The 10,948-nt window shown below is 73.8% G+C and carries 14 protein-coding genes; 9 read left to right on the top strand and 5 right to left on the bottom strand.

Annotated elements, in window-relative coordinates:
* Positions 1-250, top strand: a 250-nt coding sequence (locus tag AB0C69_RS10740; protein ID WP_360352445.1) for a hypothetical protein, incomplete at its 5' end; no start/stop codon positions are given.
* Between the two features lie 26 nt (positions 251-276).
* Here the strand turns inward: AB0C69_RS10740 and AB0C69_RS10735 are convergent.
* Positions 277-1,035: a DeoR/GlpR family DNA-binding transcription regulator gene (locus AB0C69_RS10735; RefSeq protein ID WP_345187050.1), complete on the bottom strand. Its 759-nt coding sequence runs from the start codon at positions 1,033-1,035 to the stop codon at positions 277-279.
* 56 nt (positions 1,036-1,091) lie between these two features.
* Between AB0C69_RS10735 and AB0C69_RS10730 the strand changes: the two genes are divergently transcribed.
* Positions 1,092-1,691 carry an HAD family phosphatase gene (locus AB0C69_RS10730; protein ID WP_360352443.1) on the top strand — a complete coding sequence of 200 codons (600 nt, stop codon included), beginning with the start codon at positions 1,092-1,094 and terminating at the stop codon, positions 1,689-1,691.
* A gap of 7 nt (positions 1,692-1,698) precedes the next feature.
* Here AB0C69_RS10730 and AB0C69_RS10725 read toward each other — a convergent pair whose 3' ends face one another.
* Positions 1,699-2,514 (bottom strand): glycerophosphodiester phosphodiesterase, encoded by an 816-nt coding sequence (locus AB0C69_RS10725; RefSeq protein WP_360352441.1) that lies wholly within the window; start codon positions 2,512-2,514, stop codon positions 1,699-1,701.
* A 114-nt stretch (positions 2,515-2,628) separates the two neighbouring features.
* Here AB0C69_RS10725 and AB0C69_RS10720 point away from each other — a divergent pair, with 114 nt between their 5' ends.
* Complete coding sequence (locus AB0C69_RS10720; protein WP_345187040.1) at positions 2,629-2,847, top strand: EF-hand domain-containing protein; 219 nt, start codon at positions 2,629-2,631, stop codon at positions 2,845-2,847.
* A gap of 18 nt (positions 2,848-2,865) precedes the next feature.
* On the opposite strand, the gene AB0C69_RS10715 is transcribed toward AB0C69_RS10720, so the two are convergent.
* Complete coding sequence (locus AB0C69_RS10715; protein WP_360352438.1) at positions 2,866-3,495, bottom strand: methyltransferase domain-containing protein; 630 nt, start codon at positions 3,493-3,495, stop codon at positions 2,866-2,868.
* Positions 3,496-3,944: 449 nt separating this feature from the next.
* Between AB0C69_RS10715 and AB0C69_RS10710 the strand changes: the two genes are divergently transcribed.
* The 4 genes from AB0C69_RS10710 to AB0C69_RS10695 all read left to right on the top strand — a co-directional run bounded on the left by AB0C69_RS10710 (position 3,945) and on the right by AB0C69_RS10695 (position 6,457).
* Positions 3,945-4,373 (top strand): DUF3052 domain-containing protein, encoded by a 429-nt coding sequence (locus AB0C69_RS10710; protein WP_185026216.1) that lies wholly within the window; start codon positions 3,945-3,947, stop codon positions 4,371-4,373.
* Between the two features lie 19 nt (positions 4,374-4,392).
* Complete coding sequence (locus AB0C69_RS10705; RefSeq protein WP_345178593.1) at positions 4,393-4,860, top strand: peroxiredoxin; 468 nt, start codon at positions 4,393-4,395, stop codon at positions 4,858-4,860.
* A gap of 81 nt (positions 4,861-4,941) precedes the next feature.
* On the top strand, positions 4,942-5,292 hold the full coding sequence (locus AB0C69_RS10700; protein ID WP_360352436.1) for a hypothetical protein: 351 nt from the start codon (positions 4,942-4,944) through the stop codon (positions 5,290-5,292).
* 106 nt (positions 5,293-5,398) lie between these two features.
* Positions 5,399-6,457 (top strand): ion channel, encoded by a 1,059-nt coding sequence (locus AB0C69_RS10695; RefSeq protein WP_360352434.1) that lies wholly within the window; start codon positions 5,399-5,401, stop codon positions 6,455-6,457.
* Between the two features lie 162 nt (positions 6,458-6,619).
* Here the strand turns inward: AB0C69_RS10695 and AB0C69_RS10690 are convergent, their stop codons facing one another.
* The gene (locus tag AB0C69_RS10690; RefSeq protein ID WP_345178679.1) at positions 6,620-7,570 is read right to left on the bottom strand and encodes a phosphoribulokinase; all 951 of its coding nucleotides are present in this window, start codon (positions 7,568-7,570) and stop codon (positions 6,620-6,622) included.
* Positions 7,571-7,749: 179 nt separating this feature from the next.
* On the opposite strand from AB0C69_RS10690, the gene AB0C69_RS10685 reads away from it, so the two are divergent.
* Together AB0C69_RS10685 and AB0C69_RS10680 are read left to right on the top strand one after the other, a co-directional pair.
* Positions 7,750-8,406, top strand: coding sequence for a response regulator transcription factor (locus AB0C69_RS10685; protein WP_185026208.1), 657 nt, complete (start codon positions 7,750-7,752; stop codon positions 8,404-8,406).
* Complete coding sequence (locus AB0C69_RS10680; protein WP_360352431.1) at positions 8,403-9,551, top strand: GAF domain-containing sensor histidine kinase; 1,149 nt, start codon at positions 8,403-8,405, stop codon at positions 9,549-9,551. The genes AB0C69_RS10685 and AB0C69_RS10680 overlap by 4 nt, the downstream gene beginning before the upstream one ends.
* A 79-nt stretch (positions 9,552-9,630) precedes the next feature.
* Here AB0C69_RS10680 and AB0C69_RS10675 read toward each other — a convergent pair whose 3' ends face one another.
* On the bottom strand, positions 9,631-10,809 hold the full coding sequence (locus AB0C69_RS10675; protein ID WP_360352429.1) for a saccharopine dehydrogenase NADP-binding domain-containing protein: 1,179 nt from the start codon (positions 10,807-10,809) through the stop codon (positions 9,631-9,633).
* Positions 10,810-10,948 lie beyond the last annotated feature (139 nt).

Raw genomic sequence — 10,948 nt, 5'->3', positions numbered from 1 at the left:
CTCGTCGCGGGACGAGGCGACCGAGACCGCCACGGCGACGAGGGCGGTCAGGGCGAGCACGACCGCGCCCTGCGCCAGGACGGCCGCCAGGTCCCGCGCCCGCGCCGAGCAGCAGCAGGACCCGTCCGAGCACCGCGTGGTCGATCCCCGTCCGGTGCTCGATGGGCGGGATATGGACGATCCACATTCCCAGCAGGAAACCGGCCAGGGTGAAGTAGGCGAAGGTGGCGAGCCGGGCCGCCCGCAGTGAACCGCCCGTCCCGGCGGCGGCGCCGGTCATACGAGCCTGACCTCCACGCCGGCGTCCCGCAGCCGTGCGACGGCGGGGCCGGGGGCGGACCGGTCGGTGATCACCATGTCGAGGGCGGTGGCCGGGCAGACGAGGCCGAGGCCGCTGCGCCCGAACTTGGAACCGTCGCAGACCGCGACCGTGCGGCGGGCCGCCGCGATCGCCGCGCGCTTGACCGGGACCTCGTCCAGGTCGTGCGCCGTCAGCCCGTGCTCGGCCGACAGCCCGCACACGCCGAGGACGGCGGTGTCCACGCGCAGCGCGGCGAGCGAGGCCTCGGCGAGCGGCCCGGTGAAGGCCAGCGCCCCGGGCGTGGTCCGCCCGCCCGGGACCAGCAGCCGGATCTGCGCGGCCCCGCTGAGGGCGTTGGCGGCGTGCAGGTCCAGGGGGACGACGGTGAGCCGCCGCCCGGCGATCGTGCGGGCGACGGTCAGGGCGGTGGTCCCGGCGTCCAGGACGACGGCCTCGCCGTCGGCGAGGAGCCCGTCGACCTCGGCGGCGATCCGCCGCTTGGTCTCGGCCGCCTCGTGCTCGCGGACGGCGAAGGGCATCGCCTCGCCGCGCAGCAGCAGGCTCACCGCGCCGCCCCGCACCCGGCGCAGCACGCCCCGCTCGGCGAGCACGTCGAGGTCGCGCCGGATGGTCATCTCCGACGCGCCGGTCTCGTCGGCCAGGTCCGTCACGCTCACGCGCTCGGTGGTCCGCAACCGCTCGATGAGCATGTCCACCCGTTTCGAACTTTCCATGTGTTCAATCAATCAGATTGGGTGTTAGATAGTCAATCGAGACCTGAGGAGCCGCCATGCCATGGATCGTCTTCGACTACGCCGGTGTGATCAGCGCGTCCCCGCCCGTGGGCGCCGGGGCGCTGCTGCCCGAGACGGTGGAGGCGCCGCCCGCGCGGTTCTGGCCGGTGTACTGGGCGCACCGGCAGCCCTACGACCTGGGCGCCGTGACCGCCGAGGAGTTCTGGCGGGAGGTGTGCGGTGAGCTGGACGTGCCGCTGGACGACGACCTGGTCCACGTGCTGGTGGCCCTGGACGTCCGCACGTGGGCGCACGTCAACGAGGACACCGTCGCCCTGCTGAGGGAGCTGGCCGGGCGCGGCACGCCGCTCGCCCTGCTGTCGAACGCGCCCGTCGAGCTGGCCCGCATGGTGGACGGGCGGTCCTGGGCGTCGCTGTTCCGGCACCGGCTGTACAGCGCCGACCTGGGGCTGGCCAAGCCCGCGCCGGAGATCTTCCACGAGCTGACCGGCCGGCTCGGCGCGGCCCCGGGCGAGGTCGTGTTCGTGGACGACCGCGAGGAGAACGTGCGGGCGGCCAGGATGCTCGGGATCCGCGCCGTGCACTTCACGGGTGTCGCGCGGCTGCGCGCCGACCTGGACCGCGTCGCGGGGTGAGCACGGGTCAGGACGGGGCGGGCGGCGGGTTCTCCTGCGGCCACAGGCCGCGCGAGGCCATCACGTCGCGGAGGGTGACCAGCTCGTCGGTCATGATGCCGTCGATGCCGAGGTCCAGGAGGCGCTTCATGGTGGCGGCGTCGTTGACCGTCCAGGCGTGGACCTGCAGCCCGAGCCGGTGGGCGTGGTCGACGAACGCCTCGGTGACGAAGGGGACGGGGCCGAGGCCGTAGGGCACCTGGGCGCAGGCGACGCCGGTGGCGGCGAGGCGGACGAGCTTGGCGGTGGGGCCCCCGATGGACTTGGCGCGCAGCGCCATCAGGCCGCGGGGGCCGAGCGCCATGCACACCTCGCGGTCGGTGAACTCGGGGAGCCGGGCGCGCATCTGCGCCAGCCGGCGGGTGGAGAACGACGTGATGCACACGCGGTTCCACGCGCCGGTGCGGCGGAGCGTCTCGGCGAGCGGCCCGATGACGGGGGCGTCCTTCAGGTCGATGTTGACGCGCGCCTCGGGGAAGGAGCCGAGGACGTCCTCGAGGCGGGGGATGGGCTCGGTGCCGCCGATGCGGGCCTTGGCGACCTCGGCGTAGGGGAGCCGGGCGATGGTGCCGGTGCGGTCGGTGACCCGGTCGAGGGTGCGGTCGTGGAAGGCGACCACGACGCCGTCGGCGGTGGCGTGGGCGTCGGTCTCCAGGTAGCGGTAGCCGAGGTCGGTGGCGCGCTGGAACGCGGCCATCGAGTTCTCCGGTCGTCCGGCCGCGCCGCCTCGGTGGGCGAAGGGGATCGGGCCGGGGTGGTCGAGGAATTCGTACGAGCGCCGCACCCGTCCGATTATGGCCGACGGCGCCGCCCGATTTGACCTTACTGCGTAAAGGGCGGGGGCGGGGTCGGGACTGCTAGCGTCGGCGCCGCAATCGATCAGCGAGGGAGCACGAGCATGGCGGACGTGAACGACTACCGGGCGACCTTCGAGCTGGTGGACGTGGACGGCGACGGCTACATCTCGACGGCGGAGCTGAAGAACCTGATGACCCGGCTCGGGCAGGACGCCGACGAGACCCGCGTCGTCGAGGTGGTCGTGGCCGCCGACGCCAACCGGGACGGCAAGATCTCCCTGGAGGAGTTCACCGCGCTGATGGAGCGGACCTCCCGGTGACGGCGGCGGCCGCGCGGGTCACCGCGCCCGGCGCCGCAGCTTGAGGGCGTTGTCGGTGCGGGTCATGGTGCGTCCGTCGGGCGCGGTCTGGACGCGCTCGTGCTCGTCGCTGCGCAGGACCTCCCAGTCGCCCTCCGGCAGGGCGAGCGACTCGAAGACCTCGTCGGGCGTGGGCAGGTGCACTCCCGGGTGCGCGTCGGGGTCCCACGGCGGGGGCCCGGCGTGCCCGGCGACGAGCAGGATCCCGCCGGGCGCGACGGCGGCCGCGGCGGCCCGCAGGACCTCCTCGCGCGGCATGTCGGCGGGGGAGTGCAGGAACTGCGCCGAGACCAGGTCGTAGGAGCCCTCGGGGAACGAGACGGCCAGATCGCGGCGCTGCCAGTCGACGCGGTCGGCGACGCCGGCCTCCTCGGCGTGGCCGGCGGCGCGTTCGAGCGCCACGCCGGAGATGTCGACGGCGGTGACGCGCCAGCCTCGGCGCGCGAGCCAGACGGCGTCGGCGCCCTCGCCGCATCCGAGGTCCAGGGCGGTGCCGGGCTCCAGGTCGGCGGCCTCCTGCACGAGGACGGCGTTGGGTTCGCCGCTCCACATGTGGTGGTGTTCGGCGTAGCGGGAGTCCCAGTACTGCTGGTGGGTGGTGTCGTCCATGCTTCGATCGTGCGCGGTGACCCCGCCCGGAGGCGAACCGTGTTGCCGTTTCGGCAATGTGAGCAGGGCGAGGGGGACCAGGACGGCCGGGGCCGCGGCGACGGCGTAGCAGGCCGGGAGCGGCAGCGCGTCCAGGGGTGTGGGGGTCGTCCCCCCACAAGGAGCAGAGATGAGTAGCGTTGGAGCTGTGGAGGGGCGTCTCCTTCGCAGTGCGGGAATGAGCAGCGCGAACCCTCCGGGGGTCACCGTGGGTGGGCGTCCTGTGACGGGGATCTTCGTAATCGGGCCAATGGGGCCACCAAAAGCCGGGAAGACACTTGCGCAAGGGGCCCACACTTGTGTGGACTGTCCGGCAAACACCGCACAGGTGCGGACGGGCCACCCGTCCCGGGGGGCCGAGAGCCATACGGGCACGGACCGTGCGGACTGACGACAATGGGAGGACTTTCGTGAGCGCGACCGCGGGTCAGGCGCAGTCTGAGCGCAGCCTGGCCGAACGGCTCGGCCTGAAGGCGGGCCAGGTGGTGCAGGAGATCGGCTACGACGAGGACGTCGACGAGGAGCTCCGCCGCTCCGTCGAGGAGCTCACGGGGAACGAGCTGGTCGACGAGGACTACGAGGACGTGGTCGACATCGTGCTGCTGTGGTGGCGCGAGGAGGACGGTGACCTGTTCGAGGGCCTGACCGATGCCATGATCCCGCTGACCGGGGGCGGCAACATCTGGCTGCTGACGCCGAAGGCGGGCCGCGACGGGCACGTCGAGCCGAGCGACATCGGCGAGGCCGCGCAGACCGCCGGCCTCTCGCAGACCAGCAGCGTCAGCGCCGCCAGGGAGTGGTCCGGCACGCGGCTCGTCGCACCCAAGGGCCACAAGTAGAGCCGGGGCTGGAGACGATTTGTCGGTCAACGTAGGCGACGCCGCGCCGGACTTCGAACTGAAGGACCAGCACGGCGCGCCGGTGAAGCTGTCGGACTTCCGCGGCGGCAAGAACGTGATGCTGGTGTTCTATCCGCTGGCGTTCAGCGGCGTCTGCACGGGAGAGCTGTGCGCGCTGCGCGACGAGCTGTCGAGCCTCGTCGCGGGGGCCGGCGCCGACGTGCAGGTGCTCGCGGTCTCGGTCGACTCGATGTTCGCGCTGCGGGCCTGGTCCGACCAGGAGGGCTTCAGCTTCCCGCTGCTGGCCGACTTCTGGCCGCACGGCGGGACGGCGCAGCGCTACGGCGTGTTCGACGAGGCCAAGGGCGTGGCGCTGCGCGGCACCTTCATCATCGACACCGAGGGCGTGGTCCGCTGGAAGGTCGTGAACGCGATCCCGGACGCACGCGACATCGACGAGTACCGCAAGGCGCTCGCCGGGCTCTGAGCTGAACGGACCGGTTCCGGCACACCTCACGGCCCTCGGGACCGGGTGGCCGGAACCGGCCCCCGCACCCCTGGAGGTGTGATGCCCTGCTTCCGCTGCGGGGCGCGGCAGACCGACCCCGTGCGCGGCGCGAGCCCGTGGAAGCGCGGGGTCCGGGCGGACCACCAGGTCCTGATCTGCCCCGGGTGCCAGGCCGTCCACGACTGGGCGGACGCCCTGGACCGCTGCTCGGAGTGCGGCTCGGCCGCGCTGGTGTGCCGGCTCGGCGAGGTGGAGTGCCGCGACTGCGGCCACACCCGTGACGCCGTCCGGGACGAGCCGGGCACGGCCGATCTCGTGCATTCGGGCGCCCAGCCTCCCGCCGACGGCGGCCTCTCCGAGGAGGTCGCGGCGGCGCTGTCGCGCGTCCTGAAACGAGGCCCGGCCGCCTGAGGGGCGCGCCGTCCCGCCGGACGGAGGATCCGACGTGGCCTGACCTGGCCCTTCACCGGGCATATCGGGCTTGACGCGGCATTTTGCCCGGTGCCACGCTTCGCGAATGCCGATCGTGCTGATGCGCCTGGTGCACCGGATCACCGGGCGGACGTGGCGCGCGCCCGCGCTCGTCCTCCTCACGGCCTTCGCGGTGGGCTGGCTGCTCATCGCGGTGTTCGAGGAACCGGGCGCCGACATCAAGAAGCCCCACCAGTACATCTGGTACTTCCTGGTCAGCGGCACGACCACCGGCTACGGCGATCTGTCCCCGACCACGGTCGGCGGCCGGGTCGGCGGCGTGCTCATCATGGTCGCCGGGCTCACCGCCGGGCTGGTGATGTTCGCCGAGCTGACGCTCTGGATGGGGAAGGGACGCATGATGAGGGCCAACGGCCAGGCGCGGCTGCACCGGCGGCGGCACATCGTGATCGTCGGTTACGAGCGGGAGGGGCTGGTCGCCATCATCCGCCAGCTGCGCGGCGACCCGCAGTTCGCGAAGACGCCGGTCGTGACCGTCTTCTGGCCGGGCGAGCTGGCGGGGGAGAACCCCGACCCGGAGCTGTACGACGTCGTCGCGTTCGACGACACCGCCTTCGAGCGGGCGTGCCTGGAGCAGGCGCGGACGGTCCTGGTGGTCGGCCGCACCGACGACGAGACGGTGCGGGTGATGCTGACCGTCGAGGCCTACCTGCGGCGCAACGGCGACCCGGCCGTCCACCTGCTGGCGGGGGTGCGCGACGGCGGCCGGCGGGCCGAGATCACCGAGGCCCTCCGGCTGGTCGGCGAGAACATCGAGCCGGTCGACATCGACGATCCCGCGGTGACCGCGGTCGCGATCCGCAACCCGGGCATCGCCGCGATCTACCACAACCTGGCCAGCACGCTCGACAGCGACGGCACCCTCTACCGCGTGGACATCCCCGAGGACGCCGGCGAGTGGGCCCGCCTGGACGTGGCGATCTCCCTGCTGCGCCGGGGGAGCACGCTCCTCGCGGTGGGCGACTCGCACCGTCCGGACGCCCGCTTCCGCCTGGCGCCCGCCCCCGACGAGAGGGTCCGCGGCGGCCAGTCGCTGGCGGTCGTCGCCACCCACCGCCCCGAGATCCCCTGGCACGAGCTGTAGGGGCCGGGAGGACGCCCCTCGCGCCCGCTGAGGGCGCCCTCCCGGCTGCCGCGGGCGTGCGGCCCAGGGCACAGGTCCAGGCCCCGGGGCCTCCCCGCACGCACGCGGAGTCTCATGTGCGTCTCTTGTGGGGCGACCCCCCACAGCCTCCTTTTGCTTTGCTCATGCTGCTTGGCGCTGGTCGGCGTCCAGCAGGTGGTACAGCAGCAGCAACTGGGTGATGGCGAGCGGGTCGCTGGTGCCGGTGTCGCCGATGCGGCCGAGGGCGTCCGGGTCGGGCAGGGCGGTGCCGGCCCGAGGGCCCAGGCGCTCCCAGATGGCCTTCTTGACCACCTGCGACTCCTCCGGCGAGACGTATCCGTGGACGTGCAGCGCGTCCACGGGGCGGCCGTCGGTGTCGCGGTGGAGGCGCAGGTGCAGGGCGGTCCCGGTGTCGCCGGGCCCGCTCTCCAGGACGTCGGCGAGCTCGGGGTGGTCGATGGTGGGGCGCAGCAGCAGCTCGGCCGACAGCGGGGTGCCGGGCGGGTCGAGGCGCCCGGCGACGGGCGCGAACCGGACGACGATGTCGGCGTGCTTGCGCTGCGGGCGGATGTAGGCGGCGCTCTCGGGCTCGCGGCGCGCCAGCTCCGCCTTCACCTGCTCGGGGCTGTAGCCGCGCTTGTCGCAGTCGCGCCTGACCTTCCAGGAGTGGCGCAGCGGCTCGGGCGGGTCGAGGTAGACGGTGATGTCGAAGCAGGCCCGCGCGAGCCGCGTGTGCAGCGGGAGCAGCCCCTCGACGATCACGAAGTCGCGGGGCTCGACCAGTTCCGGCCGGACGAGCCCGCCGGTCGCGTGGTCGTAGACCGGCTTCAGGATCGGCTCGCCCATCGACAGCAGCTGGAGGTGCTGCTCCATGATGTCGATGTGGTTGCAGTCGGGGTGCAGGGCCGTGAACGGCTTCCCGGCCCGCTCGGCGCGGTCGTAGCGGTGGTAGTCGTCCACGCAGACCGCCGTCATCCGGTCCGCCCCCAGGCACCGCACAAGCCCCCTGGTCAGGGTGGTCTTGCCCGCCGCGCTGTCCCCCGCGATGGCGAGCATGACGGGGCGGCGGCCCGACCCGCGCGCCCGGAGCATATGCACGATCCGATGGGGCACTGACTCCTCCGTCCTGCGGAATCCGGTTTTCGCTGTGCAGCGTAGGCCGGTCGGCGCGGCGGCTCGTCCCCCATTCAGGGGAGAGCGGGGGTGAAACCGCGGGAGGCCCGTCCCGATGGGGGCTACTGGTGAGTAGCTTTGGTTGTTATCGTGCCGGGATGGGTGTCCCCGTACGCGTCGTCCTGGTCGACGACCACGAGATGATCCTCGCCGGGCTGACCGCGATGCTGGCCGGGTTCTCCGGCCGGGTGCGCGTCGTCGGGCAGGCGGGGACGGGGGACGAGGCGGCCCGGCTGGTCACCGCGCTGCGCCCGGACGTCGTCCTGCTGGACGTGCGGCTCGGCCCCGAGAGCGGCCTCGACCTGTGCCGCCTGATCACCGGGCGCGTCCCGGAGGCCCGCGTGGTGTTCCTGTCGGTGTACGACGACGAGCAGTACGTCTTCGAGGCGCTGCGCGCGGGGGCGGGCGGCTACCTGCTCAAGCGGGTCGACGGGCCGGAGCTGGTCCGGCGGCTGGAGGAGGTGGCGCAGGGCGAGACGGTCATCGACCCGACGCTCGCCGGGCGGATGGCGGTGACCGCGGCGCGGCTGACCCGGGGCGAGTTCTGGCCGGGCGCCAACCGCGGCCTCACCCAGCGCGAGAGCGAGGTGCTGTCGCTGCTGGTGGGGGGCCTGTCGAACAAGGCGATCGCCGCGCGCCTCGTGCTCAGCGAGGAGACGGTCAAGAGCCACCTGCGCGCCCTGTACCGCAAGCTGGAGGTGGCCGACCGGTCGGCGGCGATCGCCGTCGCGCTGCGCGAGGGACTGTTCCGGTGACCGGCCCGCGGCCGCTCGAACTGCTCGCCGGGCGCGGGAGCGACCTGCTCGTGCGCGTCGCCGGCGTGGCCTGCTCCGACCGCGAGCTGCCGCGGATGGCCGAGAAGCTGGCCGAACTCGTCGTGCGGTCCGCGCGGGCGCTGACGTTCTGCGACGTGTACGTCCTGGACGACGAGGAGCGCGTCCTGGAATGGCGGGGCGCGCCCGTCCCGCTGGGGGAGGGCGAGGTCGGCCGGGTCGCCGCCCACGGCCGCGCCCGCGCCCACCCGGACGGGCGGGGCGCCGCGATCCCCGTGCACGGCGACGGCATCGTGATCGCCGTCGTGGACGTCCGGTCCGCCGGGCCGTGCCCGCCCGACGACGTCGCGCTCGCCACCGCGCTCGCGGGGCTGTTCGCCCCGGTGCTGTCGTCGTGCCGGCGGCTGCGGACCGCGCGCGAGCGCGAGCACGCGGCCGAGCGGTTCGCCGAGCGGGCCGTCGAGGCGCAGGAGGCCGAGCGGTCGCGGCTGAGCCGGGAGATCCACGACGGCATCGCCCAGCGGCTCGCCAGCCTCGGCTTCCACCTGTCGGCGGCCGAGCGGGCGCTGCCCGAGCACCATCCCGAGGGGCTGGCGCAGATCATGATGGCGCGCCGGCTGTGCGAGCTGGCGGCGGCCGAGACCCGCGCGGCGATCGGGGGGCTGCGCCCGCCCGTCCTGGACGACCTCGGCCTGTCGGCGGCCCTCGCCACCCTGGCCCGGGAGGCCGGGGACGGCTCCGCCGCGCGGGGCGTGCTCGACGTGACGGTGACCGTCGAGGGCGAACTGGAGGACGAACTGCCCGACCACGTCCAGACCGCGCTGTACCGGATCGCGCAGGAGGCGGTCGGCAACAGCCTGCGGCACGCGTCCGCGAGCCGCGTCGACCTGCTGCTGGAGCACTCCAGCGACCGGGTCCGGCTGGAGGTGGCCGACGACGGGTGCGGCTTCTCGATGCGGGACGTCCTCGCGCGGGGCGGCCGGGGACGCCGCCCCGACTCCTACGGGCTGCGCGGCATGCGGGAGCGCGCCGAACTGCTCGGCGGGCGGGTCGCGGTCACGAGCCGCCCCGGCGTCGGGACGACCGTCGAGGCCGTCATCCCCATCCCCGGCCGCGGCCGGGGATGAGGCCGCGCCGTCTCTGGGGCCGCGCCGTCTCTGGGGCCGCGCCGTCTCTGGGGCCGCGCCGTCTCTGAGGAGCCGGTGCTCAGCCCGCGTCGAGGACGCGGAAGGTGATCCCGGCCTTGACGAGCCGGTCGACCAGCGCGTCGCCCATCGCGGCGGCCGTCGTGACCTGCCCGGACGTCGCGGGCAGGTCGTCGTGGGCGAGGCACAGCGCCGACTCGGCGAGCATCTTCGCCGTCTCCGTGTATCCGGGGTCGCCGCCCGCGACCTCGGTCACGACGCGCCTCCCGCCGCCCTCCCCGACGAACTTCACGCTGAACCAATTGCGGGCGCGCCGCTCCTCGGACGGCCCATCGCCGGGCGTGCGGAGCCGCAGCAGGAGGCTGCGGGTCGGGGGGAGTGCGGCGAGGGCGAGCAGGGCGCCCGAGCCCGCCGCCATCCCCGCCGCGGTGGCGAGCCGCTTGACCGCGACGTAGTGGCCGTAGGAGAAGTCGGGGCCGTACCGGTCGAGGGCCGCGGCCGACCGGACCACGATCTGCGGGTCGATGGTGGGCAGCGGCAGCGTCCAGCCGCCCCCGACACGGGCCTTCGGCGCCGGGCGCCGCGAGATCCGCACGCTGCGCCCGGCGGGAGGCTCCTCCACCTTGCGGCGCTCGCGCTCGGCGCGCAACATGCCGGCGGCGTCGCCGAAGATGCCGACGGCCGAGTGCAGGGTGCCGCCCGAAGCGTCCCCGCGCACCCGCAGGAACCCCTCGACGTGCAGGGGGACACCCTCCGGGAGCTGCTTGACCGTGAAGTACACGCCGAGGTCGTGCGGGATGGAGTCGAACCCGCAGGCGTGCACGATGCGGGCCCCGCTGCGCACTGCGGCGTCGTGGTACTTCACGTACATCCGGTCCACGAAGGTGGGCTCGCCGGTGAGGTCGACGTAGTCCGTCCCGGCGCGCGCGCACGCCGCCACCAGGGGCTCGCCGTACTTCACGTAGGGGCCGACCGTCGTGATGACGACCCGCGCCGACTCCGCGATCTGCTCGATCGACGCCGCGTCGGTGGTGTCGGCGTGCAGCAGCGGCAGCTCGGCGCACGCCGGGTCCAGCTCGGCCAGCCGGTCGCGCACGGCCGCCAGCTTCGCCTGGTTGCGCCCCGCCAGCGCCCAGCGCGTGCCGGGATCGGCGTGCCGGGCGAGGTACTCGGCGGTGAGGGCGCCGGTGAAGCCGGTGGCGCCGAACAGGACGACGTCGTACGGGAGGTCGGCGGTCATGAAGGCCCCTTTCACGGTTCCGAACACGATTCTGACGCGATCGGGGCCGTTCATGCGCGCCGCAGCGCCGATGTGAGGGACCGCACTGTGAGAGATGGCGCTGTGAGAGATGGCGCTGTGAGGGACCGCACCGTGAGGA

The organism is Actinomadura sp. NPDC048032 (genome assembly GCF_040653175.1).
Lineage (GTDB): Bacteria > Actinomycetota > Actinomycetes > Streptosporangiales > Streptosporangiaceae > Spirillospora > Spirillospora verrucosospora.
The sequence above is the reverse complement of the archived record's forward strand: the minus strand, read 5'-3'. Positions and strand labels throughout refer to the sequence as shown.

What these genes read in the sequence shown, in the direction of transcription:
- AB0C69_RS10735 (WP_345187050.1), bottom strand. Translation starts at nt 1,035, where the DNA reads ATGGAAAGTTCGAAACGGGTGGACATGCTCATCGAGCGGTTGCGGACC.
- AB0C69_RS10730 (WP_360352443.1), top strand. Translation starts at nt 1,092, where the DNA reads ATGCCATGGATCGTCTTCGACTACGCCGGTGTGATCAGCGCGTCCCCG.
- AB0C69_RS10720 (WP_345187040.1), top strand. Translation starts at nt 2,629, where the DNA reads ATGGCGGACGTGAACGACTACCGGGCGACCTTCGAGCTGGTGGACGTG.
- AB0C69_RS10715 (WP_360352438.1), bottom strand. Translation starts at nt 3,495, where the DNA reads ATGGACGACACCACCCACCAGCAGTACTGGGACTCCCGCTACGCCGAA.
- AB0C69_RS10700 (WP_360352436.1), top strand. Translation starts at nt 4,942, where the DNA reads ATGCCCTGCTTCCGCTGCGGGGCGCGGCAGACCGACCCCGTGCGCGGC.
- AB0C69_RS10695 (WP_360352434.1), top strand. Translation starts at nt 5,399, where the DNA reads ATGCCGATCGTGCTGATGCGCCTGGTGCACCGGATCACCGGGCGGACG.
- AB0C69_RS10690 (WP_345178679.1), bottom strand. Translation starts at nt 7,570, where the DNA reads ATGCTCCGGGCGCGCGGGTCGGGCCGCCGCCCCGTCATGCTCGCCATC.
- AB0C69_RS10685 (WP_185026208.1), top strand. Translation starts at nt 7,750, where the DNA reads ATGGGTGTCCCCGTACGCGTCGTCCTGGTCGACGACCACGAGATGATC.
- AB0C69_RS10675 (WP_360352429.1), bottom strand. Translation starts at nt 10,809, where the DNA reads ATGACCGCCGACCTCCCGTACGACGTCGTCCTGTTCGGCGCCACCGGC.